Origin of the sequence: Tunturiibacter gelidiferens (assembly GCF_014201335.1) — a bacterium.
Classification (GTDB): domain Bacteria; phylum Acidobacteriota; class Terriglobia; order Terriglobales; family Acidobacteriaceae; genus Edaphobacter; species Edaphobacter lichenicola_E.
On the sequence record NZ_JACHEB010000005.1, the window covers coordinates 154,392 to 174,533 of the forward strand.

Sequence of the window (20,142 nt, forward strand, 5' to 3'; positions counted from 1 at the left end):
TTTTTGTGGGTGGGAAGAAAAAATTATTTCGTGGTGGATGTGGCTTTTTGCAGGGGTATTTGCGAAAAGTGGGTGTTTTGGTGTCGTGTTTTTGTGGTGTGAGGATGGTGTTTTGCGTGGTGGACGTGGAGTTTAAGCATCGACTTTTTCGGCTTCTGAAAATGTGACACGTTTTTGAAGTTTATTTTCCTCTGAGTCTGGCGACTGAGGATGTGATGATCGAGTTCTACGATTGAAGCGGCGACAATGTGGTCGTAGCGTATGCCGCCGCTCAGCCTCAGCGTTCGGTGGCGACGCCGCTCTTTGAAACCTGAGATAGCTTTCGGTGCAGCAGGAAGCCAGCAATGAGAAAGTAAACTCCGCCAAAGATCGCATAGCCTCCCAGATCCTTGATATGTGTCTTTCCGTGGAGGCCGCCTAAGATAAAGGCCACACCTGCTGCAGCGGACTGTAAACCGCTTAAGATCATCGCCCACTGACCGCCCAACTGTTTCCTGCGAAAGATGCCGACTGCAAGTTGCGCAAGTCCGGCGGCGGAGGCCCAGGCACCAAATGTCACGACGGCCTGCTGAGGAGACTTGAAGACGGTGAGCAAGATTCCGATCGCAGCGAGGATTCCCAGGACGGCATTCACGTATTGTGCGGTGGGAGGGCCGGAGACGGAACGAGTCGAAGCTCTGAGGTCATATACAGTGCAGGCTACATCCCAGAGAGGGTAGAAGATCAGGAGTCCGGCTGCCAATTGAGGATGACTGATTGCGTTTACCAGGACAAGGGCAGCCCACAGCAGTTGGACTACGGTTCGGGTGAAGTAGAGGTTTCGTAGATGTGCTTGCAGGGGTTCGTAGGGCGTTGTATTTGACATGTATTCTCCTTGGCTACCTTCTAGTCGGTAGGTAAACGTTGCGAAGTATCAGTCTGTCTGCTCCGATGTCTAAAACTTAAGCTTGGACATTCGTGTAATGCGTTGTAGGTGGCGGCTTGAAATCATTCCAGTGTCAAAACTCGCGCCGACAGGATTAACAGACTACCGACTAGTAGGTAACGATTCAAAGTTTGCTGGCCGATCTGAGTCTACGAATAGGTTTTATAAGGATTGGACTCACTTTGTTGAGGTAGGGCCGGGCGAGCTGGTGGTGTCACCGATCATCGCGTGTACCGGAGGCGCGAGTGTATGCGAATCCTGATGCAGCTGGTTCGTGCCGATGATGAGGCGACGATGGTCCAAGAGCCGGGAATTTCTCTCGCAAGATGAGACAGTTAGCGCGCTCAAAGCGGAACGGAGTGGGGTCCCATCACCCCAAAGTTGTAGTGCAGTTACTAGTGGGTGACTGCATAGTTAGTGTGTCTTTTGTCTGCACGAAAGTAACTCGCACCTGAGAAGAAGCGAAGCGAAGAAGCTAGCCAAGAGGGCGTGATTATGTTTCAGAGATTTCGAATTGCTTGCGGCACGATTGTGGGTTTGCTTATTTTGGGTGCGACTCCTGTATTCGCAAACCACGTGGACAGCGCCAACGTTACGGTTACCTGCAGCTCTTTCAGCTTTTCGGTAGCGGCGTCGGAGCTTTCGCCGGGGACCAAATATGAGATCGCCTACCAGTTTGAAACATCGCCAGTCGCCGGCACTCCCATCGTGGGTTCGATCCCGCTTACGGCGACCGCGAGCCAGGTCTTCGACGCGACGATCTGGGGCTCGTTCGCTCCTCTGGTAGGAACTTACACCTTCACCGGAACCGCCTCGTTAGTGGGACATAACACGATTCCGATTCAGTTTTCGCCGACGAGCCTTACCTGCGGGCCGCAGCCTCCGCCGAAGACCTCCGGCAAGGGAATCGACACGGATAGCTTCGACGGATCTTCGATGGAAGAGGGCAATTCCGTGTGGTTCAACGCGAACTTCAGCGTAACCGGCATCCCCAAAACAGGCGGTGTCATTACATTTACCAGCTCCAAGATCGTGGACGCAGAGACCGGGGTGCCTCTCACGAATTCGGTTCCCAACGCTCAGATCACCTTCTCGCCGACAGCGTCTTGTACGTCCACAACCTTCAGTACGATGACGAATACTTGGCTCACTACCGTTCCCATGAGGGGAGACGATGAGATCTTTCTTACTGGTGTCCCTGTGCCGTCGGCCGGTCTGCGGGGCGGCACGAGGGTGAGTTGGAACGGGACCTTCGACACAGGCGGTATTTCCGGAGTGACGATCAATTGGAAGTGGGGTGCTGCGGTTTATACGAACTTTGCCACCTATCTCAACGCTCTTGACGTCAAGCCGGGGCACACGAGTGCCTGCGGACAGAACAGCGCGGATCATGCTGGAACTCCGGAGGGAGTCAACAATCAGAATCGGTTGTGGAAGCAGTTTGTGATCGGTGGGGCCACAGGGAGCGGAAGTTCAAACGCGACGGGATTGTGGGGAAATACGAACACCGTCATTCCTACGGCCGCGGTTGTTCCGGGGTCTGGGCCGAAGTAGAGAACTGCGTCGATTAGCTCGCAACGGGTGGACGATTCCGGTGCAACGTGAAGCCAACGTTGCACCGGATGTGCGTTTTCGGGAGGTGCAGCCAGACTACTTGTGAGTTTTGGCAGTGGCGAAGCGCTTGTTGATCTCGTCCCAGTTGACGGTGTTCCACCATGCGGCGAGGTAGTCGGGGCGCTTGTTCTGGTACTTGAGGTAGTAGGCGTGCTCCCAGACATCGTTGCCGAGGATGGGGTAATGGCCCTGTGAGATGGGGTTATCCTGGTTTGCCGTAGTGACGATCTTCAGCTTGCCGCCTTCGAAGATGAGCCAGCCCCAACCGGAGCCGAACTGCTTGGCGGTGGTCTCGTTGAACTGCTTCTTGAAGTCTTCGAAGTTGCCGAAGTCGGCCTTGATCTGTGCGGCGATGTCGCCACTAGGTTCGCCGCCGCCCTTGGGCTTCATGATCTGCCAGAACATGGTGTGGTTGACGTGGCCGCCGCCGTTGTTCTGGACGACTTTGCGTACGTCTTCGGGGATGCTGGCGAGGTCCTTGAGGAGCTCTTCGGGAGATTTCTTGCCGATCTCAGGGTGCTTCTCTACCGCGCCGTTCAGATTGGTGACGTAGGTCTGGTGATGCTTGTCGTGGTGGAGCTTCATCGTGGCTTCGTCGATGGAAGGCTCGAGCGCCGCGTAATCGTATGGCAAAGGTGGTAGTTCGTAGGCCACAGTAGTTCTCCTGTCGTCGTTCGTTGGTGTCAGTCAGGAGGATCCTGACCGCCTGAGTGAGTTCGATGCTGTCCGGAGGGTGCGCGATGCACTCGGGGAGTTTGCACAACCCTCGAAAATCATAGACTAACTGCGGATTAATCGCCCGTTGACGGAGGGATGTAACCAAGGTTGGAGATTTGCGCTCTAATAGATACAAATGAACGACCTAACTGCTTCTTACCGCTGGCTTGACGACGATGGACCCGCATTTGGGGCTCCTGGGCTGGAACCTCGCTGGACTTCGAGCGAGAAGGATGCTGTAGTCACCGCCTATGCGGCTTCGAGCCGTGTGTGGTTTACGGTGTCGCACGGAACCCTGAACGAGATCTATTATCCGACGATCGATCGTCCGCAGACCCGCGATATGGAGCTGCTGTTCAGCGATGGCGAGACGTTCATCCACGAAGAGAAGCGCAACTTTGAGTATGACTTTCACTACATCGATAGCGCTGCGCCTGCGGTCAGGGTTGTGGCGAGCGATCTCGATGGTCGTTACACGGTGACCAAGGAGTTCATCAGCGAACCGCATCACCCGGTAGTGCTGATGAACGTGAAGATAAGCGGAGACAAGGACGTTCTGTCGCGTCTGAAGTGCTACGCGTTGCTGGCGCCGCATCTGAACGGCGGCGGAGCGGGGAACTCGGCTCGATCGATCGATGTGGCGGGGCAGCGCTGCGTGCTGGCTTGGAAGGGCGAGACCTCGCTGGCCTTTGGCGCGAGCTGCGGTTTTATCAGGTCTTCGTGCGGTTATGTTGGTTCCAGCGACGGCTTCCAGAATCTGACCCAGGACATGCGGATGAGCTGGCAGTTTGGTCAGGCTCTCGACGGCAATCTCGCGGTTATGGGCGAGGTCGATATTGCTGAGAATCCCGAGTTTACGATCGCGATCTCGTTTGGCGACGGTCATCACGCTGCCATCGCGCAGATGATGCAAACGCTGGCGACGCCTTATGTAGATCATCAGAAGCGCTTTGTGGATCAGTGGAAGAGGGTGAGCTCGCCGGCCCGACTGGCGAAGGCGTCGACCGATGGCGGCAAGCTGATGGGAATCAGCCACAACGTGCTGCTGACGCACGAGGACAAGACCTACTCGGGCGCGTTTATTGCGTCGGCGTCGGTGCCGTGGGGGGCGTCGAAGGGTGACTCGGATCTGGGCGGCTATCACCTGGTCTGGACCCGGGATATGGTGCAGACCGCGAGTGCTCTGCTGGCGTGTGGACGGACGGATACGGCGCTGCGGGCGTTGGTTTATCTGGCTTGCACGCAGAAACCCGACGGGAGCTTTGCACAGAATTTCTGGATTGATGGAACCCCTTACTGGACGGGGATTCAGTTGGATGAGGTTGCGTTTCCGATCATTCTGGCGTGGCGGTTGTGGAAGCAGGATGGGCTGGGGAACTTCGATGTGTTTCCGTTTGTTGCAAGGGCGGCGGCGTTTCTGATGCGGTACATGCCCGTGACTCAACAGGAGCGGTGGGAGGAGGCGGCGGGGTACTCGCCCTCTACGCTGGCGGCGGTGATCGCGGGGCTGATCTGCGCGGCGGATATTGCTCGCGATCGCGAGTCGCTGGAGTTGGCGGATTATCTCGAGACGTATGCGGACTGGATTGAATCGCACCTGGATGAGTGGACGACTACGACGGAAGGGATTTTGCACCCGGATGTGAAGTATCACTACATGCGAATTCGTCCTCCGGCCAAGGGGGAGCCGTTTCATGACGAAACGATTCCGGACGGGATGATCCGAATTAATAATCGCGAGCCGGGAGAGAGGAACGTGTTCGAGGCGCGTGAGGTGATTGATGGTGGGTTTCTGGAGCTGGTGCGGTACGGGATTCGGCGCGCGGATGATCCGCTGATTGTCGATTCGCTGAAGGTTGTGGATCATGTTCTGAAGATCGAGACGCCGTTTGGGGTCTCGTGGCGGCGATACAACCATGACGGCTACGGGCAGAAGAAAGATGGAGGGCCGTACGACGGCTCAGGGCAGGGGCGGGCGTGGCCGATTCTGACAGGTGAGAGAGGTCACTACGAGCTTTGTGCGGGCAATGATTTCAGCAAGTACATCAAGGCGATTGAGCAGTTTAGTTCGGTTGGAGGGATGCTTCCGGAGCAGGTTTGGGACTATAACGATATTCCTTCGAGAGGGATGTACCGGGGGCGGTCGGCGGGGTCGGCGCAGCCGCTTGTGTGGGCTCATGCGGAGTATCTGAAGCTGCTGCGCTCGGCGGCGGATGGACGGGTGTTCGACCGGATTCAGGCGGTGGAAGATCGTTATGCGGTGCCGAAGGAGAAGCGCTCGTTTAGTAACCGCATTGAAATATTTGAGCCGGGGCGTCCGATTTCCTCATTACCTGCGGGGCATACGCTTCGTATCGTCGATCCGGAGTATTTTCGTGTCGTCTATACCTGTGACGGTTGGGCTACTACGCTTACGCTCGACTCGCGAACGGTAGGGTATTCGAGGTCTTTTGTGGATATTCCGACGGGTGCTGACCAGAGAGGCAAGATCACATTTACTCTTGCATGGTCGGTAGAGGGTCAACCGGATCGTTGGCTCGGGCGAAATATTGATGTCGCTATCAATGAGGTTCCGGCATCTACCAAGGTGTAAGGATGCAGCAAGTCCGGCCCCGCGAGTACACTGTTAGAGTTTGACCGAATTTCCAGATTCAGCACCGTGAACGGTTCACGAATCTCCCAACAAAGGTAGAGGAATAGAATGAGCGAACAGCAGGATTCGAAGCAGCACGAAATTGATCAAATCTCCATTAACGCCCTCCGCTTTCTAGCCGTCGATGCAGTTGAGAAGGCGAAGTCGGGCCACCCCGGAGCCCCGCTCGGATGCGCTCCGATCGCTTATCTGCTTTACCACAAGTTAATGAAGCACGATCCGTCCGATCCGAAGTGGATCGATCGTGACCGGTTCGTTCTTTCCAATGGACACGCGTCGGCGCTGCTCTATGGTGCGCTTCATCTTTCGGGATATGATCTGCCGATGTCGCAGCTGGAGCAATTCCGGCAGTGGGGATCGCATACGCCGGGCCACCCGGAGTTGGGTGAGGCTCCAGGAGTGGAGGTCACGACCGGACCGCTTGGACAGGGCTTCGCGATGGCAGTCGGCCTGGCGATCGCTGAGCGGCATCAGGCTGCGGTTTACAACCGCGATACGTACAACATCGTCGATCACCATACCTATGTGCTCTGCGGTGATGGCGACATGATGGAAGGCATCTCGCACGAGGCGGCTTCGCTGGCCGGAACGCTGGCTCTGGGCAAGCTGATTGTGCTCTATGACGACAACCTGATCTCGCTCGATGGACCGACCGAGCTGTCGTTCACCGAGGATGTGACCAAGCGCTTCGAGGGCTACCACTGGCATGTTCAGTACGTGGCTGACGGGAACGATCTTGTGGCGATTGAGAAGGCGATTCTTGCAGCCAAAGCGGAGACATCGAAGCCTTCGCTGATTCGCGTGCGCACAGTGATCGGTTATGGCAGCCCGAAGGCCGGCACGAACAAGGTGCACGGCGAGGCGATGGGCCCAGAGGCGACGAAGGAGACCAAAAAGAACCTTGGTTGGCCTGAGGACAAGAGCTTCTACGTTCCCGACGAGGCTCGCAAGAACTGGGACACGATCAAGCTGCGCGGTAAAGATCTGCATGCCTCGTGGACGGCGGAGTTCGAGGAGTACGCGAAGGCGTACCCGGAGCCGTCGGCTCAGTTTGACCGAACGATCAAGGCTAAGCTGGCCGATGGTTGGGAGAAGAAGATTCCGACCTTCCCGACTGAGAAGCCGATGGCAACGCGCAACGCCGGTCAGGCTGTGATGCAGGCGATTGAGAACGTGGTGCCGGAGCTTTTTGGTGGTGCAGCCGATCTGACGGCTTCGACCAAGACGATCTTCAAAGATTCACCGAGTTTTCATGTGGACCCTGCGGGACGCAACGTGTTTTTTGGCGTGCGCGAGTTCGGCATGTGCGCGGCGGTGAATGGCATGGCGGCACACGGTGGATTGATTCCGTTTGGTTCGACGTTCTTTACGTTCTCGGACTACTGCCGCAACGCGCTGCGTCTGGCTGCGCTGATGAGCTTGCACTCGCTGTTTGTTTTTACGCATGATTCAATTGGCCTGGGCGAAGATGGTCCGACCCACCAGCCGATCGAACAATTGATGAGCCTGCGTGCCATTCCACAACTCACCGACTTCCGCCCGGCGGATGCGAATGAGACGGCGGCTTGCTGGCAGTTGGCACTGGAGCGCAAGAGCGCGAGCTTCATGGCTCTGTCGCGTCAGGATCTGCCGACGATCGATGCAACGATTGCTCGTGCGGGTGCTCGCTTCGGTGCGTACGAGGTGATTTCGCATGGCAAGGATCTGATCCTCATCGCGACTGGGTCCGAGGTTGGACTGGTCACGAAAGCTGCCGAAGAGTTGAAGGCTGCAGGCATCAACGCGACTGTTGTTTCGATGCCGAGCTTCCACATCTACGACGAGCAAAGCGACGAGTACAAGGCGAAGTTGCTACCGGAAGCTACGCCGAAGCTGGCGGTTGAGGCTGGGGCAACGCTGGGATGGTACAAGTACGTCGGCCATAACGGCGGCGTAATCGGCCTGGATCGTTTCGGTGCTTCTTCGCCGGGACCGATCGCTCTGGAGAAGCTAGGGTTCAGCGTTGCGAACGTAGTGGAACACGCCAAGAAGCTGGTAAAGAAGTAGACGAAAAGGCGGGGCTGATCGCCCCGCCTTTTTATTGTTTGGCAACAAACTCCATATCTACTCAAGCCTGATTGCGACTCATTTGCGCCTTGCGGCTAGGCCCGAGCATCTTATCCTGAATACTATGAAGGCTGCTTGCAGGAGCGATGATGCTCGCCGGGGCCGAGCGAATTGTCATCGAGTTGGCCCGAGAGACGCAGCCTTTTGGAGCATTGGAGATCATGACTCAATCGATTCAACGTGTCTGGTTCATCACGGGAGCATCGACCGGATTTGGCCGACTCCTCGCCGAAGAAGTTCTCAAGTCTGGCGGTAAGGTCGTCGCGACAGCTCGAAAGCTCGACAAGGTTGCAGATTTAGAAAAGCAATATCCGCAGACGGCGAGGGCCTTAGCTCTTGATGTGACCGATGCCGGTCACGTGGATTCGGCAGTGACCCAGGCGTTTGCACAGTTCGGCCAGGTGGATGTTCTGGTGAACAATGCGGGCTATGGGGTTGCCGGTGCGATTGAAGAGGTTTCAGAGGCGGAATTTATGCCGATGTTTGAAACCAACGTCTTCGGTCTGTTGAAGGTCACCCGGGCTTTCCTGCCTCATCTTCGGAAGCAGCGTAGCGGACATATCCTGAATATTTCGTCGATCGGCGGCCTGGTCGGTGGACAGGGCATCGGCATGTACAACGCGACCAAGTTCGCAGTGGAGGGGCTGTCGGAGGCACTGGCTGCGGAGCTTGCACCACTAGGAATCCACGTCACGGTGATTGAGCCCGGTCCGTTCCGCACTGATTTTCTGGGCCGCTCCGGAGTGATCGCGAAGACGCGGATCGCGGACTACGACAAGACGGCCGCGAATATGCGGAAGTACTTTGTGGAGAATGACGGGAAGCAGCCGGGCGATCCGGTGCGGGCGGTTCAGGCAATGATTCAGGTGGTCGAATCTTCCAATCCGCCGCTGCATCTGTTGTTGGGCAAGAGCGCTCTTCAACGATTTCGGAGCAAGCTCGACAACTGGCAAAAAGAGATTGCAACGTGGGAGCAGGTGACCGCTGGAGCAGATTTTCCGGAGGGTGAGTGAGATCTTCCTCGCAAATCAAGATCAAGACGATCTTCTGGGACGTGGGCGGAGTTTTGCTCACGAACGGGTGGGATAGAGGCCAACGGACGGAGGTTCTGACCAGGGTAGGTGTAGACCTAGCGGATTACGAGGCGCGTCATGAGGAGGCGAACTACTTTTGGGAGCGTGGGCTTTCAACGGCAGAGCACTTCTTCAACCTGACGGTTTTGAATCAAAACCCGAATCTCACCTTCGGCGAATTGTGGCCACAGGTCTGCGCTGAAAGTAAGATTCTTCATCCTGAAAACTTCGATATTCTCGGGAAACTTGGCACTTCCCGTCGATATAGACTAGCTACGCTTAACAACGAAAGCCGCGAACTGAATGAACACCGGCTAGATGCGTTTCGCCTGCGGCCATTTTTTGATTACTTCATCTGCTCTGCTTACCTGCATGAGATGAAACCGCATCCTGCGATCTATCGCGCTGCGATTGAAGTCTCGGGGCATCTTGCGGAGACCGCTCTTTTTATCGATGACAACGTTGAAAACTGTATTGAAGCGAGAGCTCACGGCATGCGGGCGATTCGCTTTGAATCACCTACTCAGCTCAGAGATGAGCTTGCACAACTTGGCCTACGGGCCGCATAAGGAAGGAAAATAGATGGAACTGGGAATTATTGGACTTGGCAAGATGGGGTTCAACATGACAGAACGGCTACGTCTTGCGGGTAATATGTTCCGGATTCGGGCGGAGGGGGTTGGACGGTGACGGAGGCGATCTATCTCAACGTTTCCCGCTAGTGATTGCGGGGTCGTTGATTCGCCGTATTCGCTCGCGGGAGGAGAATAACTTTACGGATCGCATGATCTCGACAATGCGAGGAGCTTTTGGTAGTCACGACGTGAAGAAGTCGTAGTCTTGCTGGACGTGCGCGGGATGGATCTGGCACGTACTTTGAACTTCATCGCCTGGCGGTTTATTCGTGGGCATAGCGTGGAAGGTTTTGCAAGGAGCGGATTATGAGCACGAGCACAGTACCAGTTGGCGTATCGGCAGCGGCGGCAGACGCCACCAAGAAGGGTGAGCGCATTCCAGAGCCCTGCATTGTTGTTATCTTCGGCGCCTCGGGCGATCTTACAAAGCGCAAGCTTCTGCCTGCGCTTTATCACCTGGATCAGTCGGGGCTTTTGCCGAAGGATTTCGCGGTGGTTGGCGTTGCGCGTCGCGACCTGAGCGCTACGTTTAGCCCTGACATGAAGGACGGAATTATGAAGGGCGGCGGGGTTGAGGAAAATGATCCGAAGCTGAAGCCATTCATGGATCGCGTTTCCTACTTTGCGACGGAGTTTGATGATGACGCAGGTTTCGACAAGCTGAAGGCGCATTTGGCTGAGCTTGATGGCAAGTTCAACACCAAGGGCAATCGACTGTTCTATCTTGCGGTCGCTCCGGAGTTTTTTGCCGATATCACGCGCCGATTGGGCAAACATGGCATGGCCAAGCCGGAAGCCGGAGATAAGCACTGGGTGCGCGTGATTATCGAGAAGCCGTTTGGCACTGATCTTGAGTCTGCTCGCAAGCTGAACGATGAGATTAACGATGTGCTAGCCGAAGATCAGATCTTTCGTATCGATCACTATCTTGGTAAGGAAACCGTTCAAAATATTCTTGTCTTCCGCTTTGGTAATGGGATCTTCGAGCCTGTCTGGAATCGGAACTACATTGACCATGTTGAGATTACGGCTGCTGAGTCGATTGGTATCGAAGGGCGTGGGCCGTTTTATGAGAAGGCCGGCGCTGTTCGCGATGTGTTGCAGAACCATGTGATGGAGGTTCTTTCGTTTGTGGCGATGGAACCGCCAGACTCGTTTGAGGCTGGGGCGGTGCGTACTGAGAAGCTGAAGGTGTGGCGTGCGATTGAAGGGATTCCGGTCAATAACACGGTGCGTGGACAGTATGGTCCGGGCAAGGTGGATGGCAAGGATGTTGTCGGTTATCGGCAGGAAGATCGTGTCTCTCCGACCTCGAGCACTGAGACCTTTGCGGCAATTCGGGTTGAGATCGAAAACTGGCGCTGGGCCGGGGTTCCGTTCTATCTTCGCGCTGGCAAGAGGCTGGCGAAGCGCGTGACGGAAGTCACGATTGTCTTCAAACAGCCGCCACTGCACCTGTTCAAGTCCAACAGCACTGGAGACAATGTTGAGCCGAACATTATCAAGATGCGGATCCAGCCCGATGAGGGGATCTCGCTGCAGTTTGGTGCGAAGGTTCCTGGCCCGACCACGAATCTGGCGCAGGTGAACATGGCGTTCAGCTATGCGGATGCGTTCGGTAAGTCGTCGGCGAACGGTTATGAGCGGTTGCTGCTCGATGCGATGCTCGGCGATGCGACTCTGTTCGCGCACCGTGATGGTGTCGAAGCGACGTGGGCGCTGTTCACGCCAATCCTCGAGGCGTGGGCCAAGGTGGAAGGTAAGCACTTTCCTAACTATGCGGCAGGCTCCGAGGGCCCGGACTGCGCGGACGAACTTCTAGCGAAAGATGGCCGGAAGTGGCAGCCGCTGTAAAGCCTTAGCAAGGCGGCGCCACTCCAGATCAGGTCGCTGATTCTGAAAAGGTGCCGGTTTCAGCAGTTAGGCATCAAATGTTCGGTTGGACTAGCTGGACTCCGGAACGTGTGAAACTTGTTCCGGAGTTCATCCGTTTCAAGGGTTGTTCGTACTTTCATTTCATCTTTGCGAGATCTCTATGCCGCGTCCTGTTTCGGTCACCTATCGAGTATCGCCAACACCGGCGGCCACGGCTCGCGCCGGAGCACAGCTGTTTACGGAGGCTGCGGTGAAGGCTGCTGCGGCGCGTGGTCTGGCTCGCATTGCCATCTCCGGCGGCACAACGCCCAAAACAATGTTCGGCCAGCTGGCGGATCCTGCTGAGCCGTTTTTGAAGCAGGTTCCGTGGGACAAGCTCGAGCTCTACTGGGTCGACGAACGCTGCGTGCCGCCTGACAACGCAGAGTCGAACTACCGCATGACCAATGAGGCGATGCTCTCGAAGGTTCCGCTGGTGGCCGAGCGCGTCCATCGGATGGAGGGAGAACTTGCTCCTGAGGTTGCGGCGGCGCGTTACGAGTCAACGATTCGCAATTCGTTCAAGCTCGAAGGCGCGGAGACCCCTACCTTCGACCTGGTGTTGCTTGGTATGGGTGATGATGGGCATACGGCTTCGCTGTTTCCCCACACCGAGGCGTTGAACGAGATGAGCCACATCGTGGTTCCAAATCACGTTCCGCAGAAAGACGCCTGGCGCATCACGCTGACCTGGCCTGTGATCAACCAGGGCAGGGAGGTGGCGTTTCTGATTGAAGGTGCGGGCAAAACGCAGGTGCTGCACGATGTTTTTCTGGGTCCTTATCAGCCTGAGGTCCACCCCTCGCAACTGATTCGACCCGCTAGCGGACAACTGACCCTCTTGCTCGACGCGGCTGCAGCGGCTAAGCTGCCAGCACCGCCGAATTCCGGTTCGACCGGTACCTTGGAGCTTAAATAGATGATTCTCGCTGGTGATGTTGGCGGAACGAAGGTTCACCTTGCACTGTACGACTTTGCCAATGGGCGCCTGCACCCTATCCGCGACCAGAAGTTTCCGGCACATGAGTTTGGAAGCCTGGACGAGGTGGTTCTCAAGTTTCTCGCTGGCGATGGCACCAATACAACTCAAGGCAAAGATATCCTTGCGGCTTGCTTCGGATGCCCGGGGCCGGTTCGCGATGGGCGCCTGAAGCTGACGAACCTGCCGTGGATCCTGGATACCCGCGATCTGGTTAAGTCTCTTTCGATTCCTCATATCTCTTTGATCAACGACCTTGAAGCGAACGGTTACGGCATTCCCGAGCTTGCGCCGGAGAGCATCTTTACGCTGCACGATGGCGATCCGGAGGCCACGGGGCACGCGGGGCTGATGGCGGCGGGCACAGGGCTTGGACAGGCGCTGCTGATCTGGGACGGCCAGAAGCATCGCCCGATTCCGTCCGAGGGCGGCCATTCCGACTTTGCTGCACGGAGTAATCGGGAGATTGCGCTGCTTGAGTACCTCCGCAACACACTCAAAGGACGGGTGAGCTGGGAGCGGGTTGTCTCCGGCCTCGGAATCAAAAATATCTACGCGTTTCTGCGTGATGTCGAAAAGATCAACGAGCCGGGGTGGCTGCATGACCGCATGTTGTGTGAGGACCCAAATGCGGTCATCGGTCAGTGCGCTGAGGACGGTTCGAGCTCGCTGTGCTTCGAGACGATGAAGATCTTTACCGGGGCCTACGGTGCGGAGGCGGGCAACATGGCTTTGCAGGTGCTCGCGACCGGCGGAATGTACCTTGGTGGGGGCATCGCTCCGAAGATTCTGAAGACGTTGAAGAACGGCACCTTCACACAGGCCTTCATCGACAAGGGGCGGCTGTCGCCTTTGGTTGAGTCGGTTCCGGTTCGCGTGATCCTCGACGACACTTGCGCCCTGTTGGGTGCGGCGGCTTATGCTGAGGCACGGGCGTCGGAGAACTGTGGCTACTCGGAGCGCGCTGCTTCACTTCAGGCCTCTCAATCCTCCTGAGTTCCTGGTGGGGTAGCCCGGGGGTTGGTATGCCTAACTGTCCCCTTTTTACGAACTTGCTTTGCAGAATCTTCATCCCAAAAAAGGCTATAGCTAAGTTTTTCCAATCAAAGGAGATAGGGCGCAAATTTGAAAGACCCCTCTTGGGGGCCTGTTTTTTGGGGTCACTGTTTTCCATTAAAGCTGTCGGAAGGAGGACTCATACTCCGGGCCGATGTTGTTGGTTAACAAGGGGCTTTCGTTCTCCAGAGCTTGACAAAATTTGCGGGGGATGAAAATTTTTGAAGATGCTCTCTTCGCGAAGAAGATCGAGTCAGAGCAGAGAGCATGTTTCCGAAGTTGTCCGGGTTCTTCTGCCTCTCTTTTTGAGCCGCGTTTCCCCAGGACGTTCTTTCTCCAGCCGTTATACTTGTAACTGATCGCGGACCATTTTGCCTACCACTTCACTTTCCTCCCCCGAAATCTCGTCACAAGACATTCTCGATGGATCTTCCGAGAACCTTTCAGCTCCCCTCTCAACGTCTTCCTCGCCTGCGTTTGGGGGCGGACTTGACTTCTCACGACGTGCGAATCTGATCGAACTGATGGATTTGCCGTGCCCCTACGAAGAGCTTCGCTCATGTTTGCACGATATTGCGCGGGTGAACCGGCTTACGCTGGCACAGCGGCCCACACTTGGCTGGCTTCAAGAGTTAATCGCGACAAGTCCTGTTTCCTCAGCTCCGTTGCGCATTGTGGATGTTGGCTGCGGCTATGGAGATACGCTGCGGAAGATCGATCGATGGGCCGCGAAACGTGGCGTTGCCGTTAAGCTGACGGGAATCGATCTCAATCCGGATGCGATTCGGGCGGCGCGTGAGGCAACTCCGTCGAGCCAGCAGATTGAGTGGCTGGTTGGGGATGCGCTGGCCGATCATACTGATGGTCCGATCGATGTGGTGATCTGCTCGTTGCTGACACACCACCTGACCAACTCGCAGATCGTGCTGTTCCTGCGTTGGATGGAGCAGACGGCGCGGCGCGGGTGGTTTATCGACGATCTTCATCGCAAGTCGATGCCCTATCACCTGTTTCGGCTGTGGTCGCTCTTGACCGACTGGCATCCTTTTGTGAAGAACGATGGGCCGGTGTCGATTCGGCGCAGCTTTGTTGCCGAGGACTGGCAGGAATTGTGCGCTGCTGCGGAGATTAGCGGGGAGTTGGTTTCGATCAGGGAGCACCGTCCAGCTCGGCTTTGCGTGGGACGGGTGAAGTGAGTTGTTCGCAGGGAGTGGTCGCGATCAGGTTGCTTTCTCGGTGATTCGAACGTGCGCATCGGTGAGGTGAAACCCGTAATTCTTTATGTCGTCTAAACACTCACGGGTATTGATGCCGGGCGTCGGCTCTTCATCACGGTTCAGAGTTATCGACTTGAAGGAGTTCCAAGGGCCCAATTGGGACGGTAGGTTGGATCCTGTCGCATTCTCTGTGCAGCCGAATATACGGCCGGGTCCTCTAAAGAGATGAACTTGCATCGTATCTATTCTCCCTGACTGGTGCCGAGCATAGCATCGGAGATGAGACAGAGGCTAGCGCACAACGGGGCTCCTGAATTCCAAATTTTCAACAAGATGCACATTCGTTTCGAGGGCCTTTTCATGTTCGTTCGTAACACTGCTTCTATCTTTTCTGCCTTTGTTCTTTTTCTCTTCGCAACAGTTGGAGTGCAGGGCCAGCGGCTGCCGTTAGGCGTTCGCCCCGAACACTATGGCTTCACGATTACGCCGGATTTGAAGGCTGCGACCTTTAGCGGCGAAGAGACGATCGACGTGGTGCTGGATGCTCCGAGCAAGAGCATCACGCTGAACGCTGCGGAGATCAAATTTGGCGAGGTGAAGGCTTATGCTTTGCCGGTCGCTGAGTATTCCTATGGGAAGCTGGGGTCGCAGCCGAAGCCGTTGAGCCCAATTGAGGCGGATCGGCATCCGCAGACCCCGACTATCTCGCTTGATGGTGAGAAGGAGCAGGCGACGTTTACGTTTCCGGAGGAGTTGGCCGCGGGGAAGGTGACGCTGAAGATCAGCTACACCGGAGTGCTGAACGATAAACTGCGGGGATTTTATCTTTCGAAGACGAAGGTGCGTAACTATGCGGTGACACAGTTTGAACCGACCGATGCGCGGCGAGCGTTTCCGAGCTTCGACGAGCCTGCGCTGAAGGCTATGTACGACATTACGATGGTCGTCGATAGCGGGGATACGGCGATCTCGAACGCCAATATGATCTCGGATAAATCGGGGCCAGTGGCGGGGAAACATACGCTTCGATTTGCGACGACGCCTAAGATGTCCAGCTACCTGGTGGCGTTTCTGGTGGGCGACTTCAAGTGTACGGAGGGCAAGTCGGATGGTGTGCCGATTCGTGTGTGCTCGACGCCGGATAAGGTGGGGCAGACGAAGTTTGCGCTGGAGTCGGCGAAGTACGTTCTGCATTACTACGACACATACTTTGGGATTAAATATCCGATGCCGAAGCTGGATATGATCGCGTTGCCGGACTTTGAAGCAGGCGCGATGGAAAACTTCGGCTGTATTACGTATCGCGAGACTGACCTGCTGGTGGAGCCAAAGATCGGGACGATTGGTGAGAAGAAGCGCGTTGCGACGGTAGTGGCGCATGAGACGGCGCACCAGTGGTTCGGAGATATGGTGACGATGCAGTGGTGGGACAATCTGTGGCTCAATGAAGGCTTCGCGAGCTGGATGGAGACTAAGGCGGGGGCAACGTGGCACCCGGAGTGGAACTTTGCCGAGGACGATGCGCAGGCGCTGAACGATACGCTGGATCTTGATGCGCAGAAGACGACGAGAGCGATTCGCGCAACGGCCGATACGCCGGATGAGATCAATGAGATGTTCGACGGAATCTCGTATGGCAAAGCGGGCGCGGTGATCGGAATGGTGGAGAACTATCTGGGGGCGGAGGTGTTTCGGCAGGGCGTGCAGAGCTATCTGAAGGCGCATCTTTATGCGAATGCGACGGCGGAAGATTTCTGGAATGCACAGACGGCGAACTCGCACCTGCCGGTGGATAAGATCATGTCGAGTTTTGTGACGCAGCCGGGTGTGCCGCTACTGACGTTTGGCGAGCGGCAGGCTGGAGGGTTTCCAGTGACGGGAAACCGGTTCCTCTCGGAGGTGGAGACGAATCGGCCGGTGGCTGGTCGCTTGCCGGAGTGGAAGTGGACTATCCCAATCTGCCTGAAGACGGAGGGACAACCTGTCTGTCGAGCGATGACCCCGGATGCTTCACCATTCCATCCCCAGATGCTAGAGGCGGAGGGACTGCCTTTCTTCTTCGCGAATGCTGGAGCGAAAGGCTACTACCGCACGGTTTATACGCCGGCGCAGTTCGAGGCAATTTCGGCGAGGGCGGAGAGCTCGCTGACGCCGCCGGAGCGGATTGGGCTGTTGGGCGATCGGTGGGCGCTGGTGCGATCGGGAGACGTTGCAGTGGGAGATTACCTGGATCTGGTGTTGAAGTTGAAGCAGGATCCTAGTGAGGCTGTGATCGATACGGCACATCAGGAGATTCAGAAGATTGACTCGGATATCGCGACGGATGAGGACCGTGAGGAACTGGCTGCAGTGCTCAGGCGGCAGTTTGGGCCGGCGTATAGCGCGCTTGGAGGCCCGGCGAAGAAGGAGTCATATGATCGCCAGCAGCTTCGCGGGACGCTGTTCCAATTGTTGGGGGAGGCGCGTGACCCCACCGTTTTGGCTGAGGCGCAGATGCTGACGGCGCGTGTGTTCGCCGTAAACAGTCAAAAGGATAAGACGCTGGATTCCGCGCTTGCGGACGCGGCGGTGCAGATAAGCGCGGCCCATGGCGATGTGGCGCTCTATGACAAAGTGCTGGCGGTGAGCAGAAACTTCAGCGATCCGGCGCTGCAGACCGACGCGCTGCGGCTGCTGGGGCAGTTTCGTGATCCGGCGTTGGTGAAGCGGACGCTTGACCTGATTGCTTCAGGAGAGGTTCGAAACCAGGACAGCGGGACTATGCTGACGACGCTGATGCGCGACCGCGAGACCCGCGACCAGGCCTGGGACTATGTCGGGAAGAACTGGGAGCAGGTGCGGGCTCAGTTTACGGTCTCGTCCGGAGCGGAGGTGGTGGAGGCTACCGGGTCGTTTTGTACTGTGAAACAGAGAGACGAGGTGATTGGTTTCTTTGCCACACACAAGGTTGCGGCGGCGGAGAGGACTCTAGCAAAGGCGGTCGACAGTATCAACGACTGCATTGAAGTCCGGGCGGTTCAAGAGCCGAAGCTGCATGCATGGTTACAGGTTCAGGCGAAGTGAACGAAGGCGGTTTGTACAACTTAAGTCCAAGTAAAGTCGGCATATATAGAACTCGGGTCGATGGGAGGGGAGACACGGGTCAAGTCCATGGGGTGGCTGATGTTGCAGGGGCGTGGTCTTAGGTCGGGGAGGCTGGCAGCGGCCATTTGTAGACAAGGAATTAAATTATTAAGAGTACCCAAAAGTGTTATGAAGGGAGCAGGATTCTGCGTTGACTTTCAACTTTCGTAACGGTACCTTCCCAATTGAGGACACAAATGAAGAAAACCTGGTTCGTACTCGCCGGCATCGCCCTCGTCTCGTCCGTCGCTCTTCCGCTGCACGCTCAGGACGGATGCGTGAACTCCCCCGAGAATCCGACTGCAATTCTTGCAGTTGTAGGCTCAGCAGGTGCATTTTTCGTTTCGGTACGTGCTCGCATTAAGGCTCGTCGCAACTCTTCCAAGTAGCATTCCACTGGGTTTGCCACCTAACTCCTCCGGTGCGCTGCCTGGATCAAGATCTGTATGTCAACTTTACCCGCTACCGCTGAAGTCAGCCCGCTCCGATCGGCTGGAGCGGAGGGGCTGAGCGCATCCCGGGCCGCGGGGCTTGCGGCGCTTGTTGCGATCCTGGGCCTGTCCACGATCTTTTCAACCGTGGGCGCTCTATGGACCTTATGGACCATGGACGCTCTGAAATCGATTGGAATGTTTATCCCGCTGGTCAGCTTCGTGCTGGTTTTGCGGGCATGGCGTTCGCTCGGATGGGAGATGGAGGGGAGTTGGTGGGGCCTCGTCATCTTGGTGGTCACGGCGGCTGTCGTGCATGTCCGGGACCAGGCAATTCTGGTGTTTGTCTTCTCTCCGAAGTGGTCGATTTACATTCCTCCTCATTCTCTGGTGGCCTTTGCGTACGGCGCGGGGGTGGTTTTGCTGTTTGGCGGGACGCGCCTGTTTCGAGCGGCGCTATTTCCGCTGATCCTTCTGTGGTTTGTTAACCCGATTCCTCACATCTTCAACGTGCTCGTGGATCTGCCGTTGCAGCGCGCCTCGGCTCACGTAGCTCGTGCGTTCGCGATTGCGCTCGGCCAGCCGTTGAGCCCGGACCAGCTACGGCTGATGTTTACTCCGGAGTTCGGGATGTTTATCGCTCCGGGATGCAACGGGATTCGCGGCGCGGTGACGATGGGATTTATTGCGTTGATCGCGGGATATGTCTATCGCTTCCGCTGGTACGCGCATGCGACAGTCGTGGCTGGAGCCGTGCTGCTGGGTTACGTCTTCAACTTCGCGCGCCTCTGCATTCTGGTCTTGTATTATTTGGTGGCGTTGCACTTTCACTCGCTACAGAGCAAGGCTGAGATGGGAGACTATGTCATCGGAGCGTGCTTGTTTCTGGTGGGCACTATGTTGCTGTTCTATGTTGTGCGCCGTCTGAGCGAATCGCCGGGCCAGATCAAACCTCCTGCGATGAGTTCGGTATCTTCACAGGGGACAGTTCGAGGGACCACCTTCTATCCTCGCTTCGTCGGAATGCTTGTGCTGACGTTGTTCAGTTGTTACGGAGTCGCACGAGCTTACGTTCAGACCCATAGTGGCGCGGCTGCTGCTCAGAGAAAGGTGGACGATAGCGCCCTTGGACATTTTCCGGAGCGAATTGGAAGTTATACCCTGGCGCGTACCTGGAATGAGAATTTGGTTGCGGGTCCGCTCATCTACCATTGGGCGGAGTACGCGCCGGCGGATGGAGGACCCCACGTATCGGTTGGCGTGTCTCCTGTTATGGGGTCTCACGATACGTTGATCTGCCACTCCGCGCGTGGGGAGGATCCGATCTGGAGGGACCAGCTAACGATACCTACCGCTGGAGGCTCGATCGGTTTTTCGGGCTCGTTATTCAACGACGGTGCGACCCAGTATCTTGAAGCGACGACTCTGTGCAGTAGCGGTTCGTGCGGAGAATATTCGAGCGACCGCACTCACTTTGGCTTCGTCTATAGCAAGCCCACCTCTCAGGCGTTGTTATCGCAGGATGCACAACGCCCGATTCCGGTTCTGCTGAAGGTTGAGACGATTGACACAACACTGCCGGCGGAGTTGGCGCGTCAACAGATGACGACTTCTCTTCGCTCGTTCCTAGCCTTCGCCGATCTGGGCGGTCTTACAAAGCCTTACCGTCAGTAATTACAACGACCATGGAACTCTTGGC

The 20,142-nt window shown here is 56.5% G+C and carries 14 protein-coding genes; 12 read left to right on the plus strand and 2 right to left on the minus strand.

The window, feature by feature from the left end; all coding sequences use genetic code 11:
* Positions 1–277: 277 nt before the first annotated feature.
* Positions 278–865, minus strand: coding sequence for a hypothetical protein (locus tag HDF14_RS11910; protein WP_183976868.1), 588 nt, complete (start codon positions 863–865; stop codon positions 278–280).
* 555 nt (positions 866–1,420) lie between these two features.
* On the opposite strand from HDF14_RS11910, the gene HDF14_RS11915 reads away from it, so the two are divergent.
* Complete coding sequence (locus tag HDF14_RS11915) at positions 1,421–2,479, plus strand: hypothetical protein (RefSeq protein WP_183976870.1); 1,059 nt, start codon at positions 1,421–1,423, stop codon at positions 2,477–2,479.
* 96 nt (positions 2,480–2,575) lie between these two features.
* Here the strand turns inward: HDF14_RS11915 and HDF14_RS11920 are convergent, their stop codons facing one another.
* Positions 2,576–3,193 carry a superoxide dismutase gene (locus tag HDF14_RS11920; protein ID WP_183976872.1) on the minus strand — a complete coding sequence of 206 codons (618 nt, stop codon included), beginning with the start codon at positions 3,191–3,193 and terminating at the stop codon, positions 2,576–2,578.
* 199 nt (positions 3,194–3,392) lie between these two features.
* On the opposite strand from HDF14_RS11920, the gene HDF14_RS11925 reads away from it, so the two are divergent.
* The 11 genes from HDF14_RS11925 to xrtJ all read left to right on the plus strand — a co-directional run bounded on the left by HDF14_RS11925 (position 3,393) and on the right by xrtJ (position 20,117).
* Positions 3,393–5,849, plus strand: coding sequence for a glycoside hydrolase family 15 protein (locus HDF14_RS11925; RefSeq protein WP_183976875.1), 2,457 nt, complete (start codon positions 3,393–3,395; stop codon positions 5,847–5,849).
* 108 nt (positions 5,850–5,957) lie between these two features.
* Complete coding sequence (gene tkt / locus HDF14_RS11930) at positions 5,958–7,955, plus strand: transketolase (RefSeq protein ID WP_183976877.1); 1,998 nt, start codon at positions 5,958–5,960, stop codon at positions 7,953–7,955.
* 221 nt (positions 7,956–8,176) lie between these two features.
* On the plus strand, positions 8,177–9,028 hold the full coding sequence (locus tag HDF14_RS11935) for an oxidoreductase (RefSeq protein ID WP_183977449.1): 852 nt from the start codon (positions 8,177–8,179) through the stop codon (positions 9,026–9,028).
* Positions 9,025–9,657, plus strand: a complete 633-nt coding sequence (locus HDF14_RS11940) for an HAD family hydrolase (RefSeq protein WP_313899551.1) — start codon at positions 9,025–9,027, stop codon at positions 9,655–9,657. Before HDF14_RS11935 ends, HDF14_RS11940 begins: the two co-directional genes overlap by 4 nt.
* 372 nt (positions 9,658–10,029) lie before the next feature.
* Positions 10,030–11,577, plus strand: coding sequence for a glucose-6-phosphate dehydrogenase (gene zwf / locus HDF14_RS11945; protein WP_183976879.1), 1,548 nt, complete (start codon positions 10,030–10,032; stop codon positions 11,575–11,577).
* 181 nt (positions 11,578–11,758) lie between these two features.
* Entirely contained in the window at positions 11,759–12,556 is a 798-nt protein-coding gene (gene pgl / locus HDF14_RS11950) for a 6-phosphogluconolactonase (RefSeq protein WP_183976881.1), read from the plus strand.
* Positions 12,557–13,612: a glucokinase gene (glk, locus tag HDF14_RS11955; RefSeq protein ID WP_183976883.1), complete on the plus strand. Its 1,056-nt coding sequence runs from the start codon at positions 12,557–12,559 to the stop codon at positions 13,610–13,612. It begins immediately after the preceding gene.
* A gap of 431 nt (positions 13,613–14,043) precedes the next feature.
* On the plus strand, positions 14,044–14,868 hold the full coding sequence (locus HDF14_RS11960) for a methyltransferase domain-containing protein (RefSeq protein WP_260698212.1): 825 nt from the start codon (positions 14,044–14,046) through the stop codon (positions 14,866–14,868).
* A gap of 381 nt (positions 14,869–15,249) precedes the next feature.
* Positions 15,250–17,952, plus strand: a complete 2,703-nt coding sequence (locus tag HDF14_RS11965; RefSeq protein WP_183976885.1) for a M1 family metallopeptidase — start codon at positions 15,250–15,252, stop codon at positions 17,950–17,952.
* 257 nt (positions 17,953–18,209) lie between these two features.
* Positions 18,210–18,401, plus strand: coding sequence for a PExPT-CTERM protein (locus HDF14_RS11970; protein ID WP_183976887.1), 192 nt, complete (start codon positions 18,210–18,212; stop codon positions 18,399–18,401).
* A 57-nt stretch (positions 18,402–18,458) separates the two neighbouring features.
* Positions 18,459–20,117, plus strand: coding sequence for an exosortase J (gene xrtJ, locus HDF14_RS11975; RefSeq protein WP_183976889.1), 1,659 nt, complete (start codon positions 18,459–18,461; stop codon positions 20,115–20,117).
* Positions 20,118–20,142 lie beyond the last annotated feature (25 nt).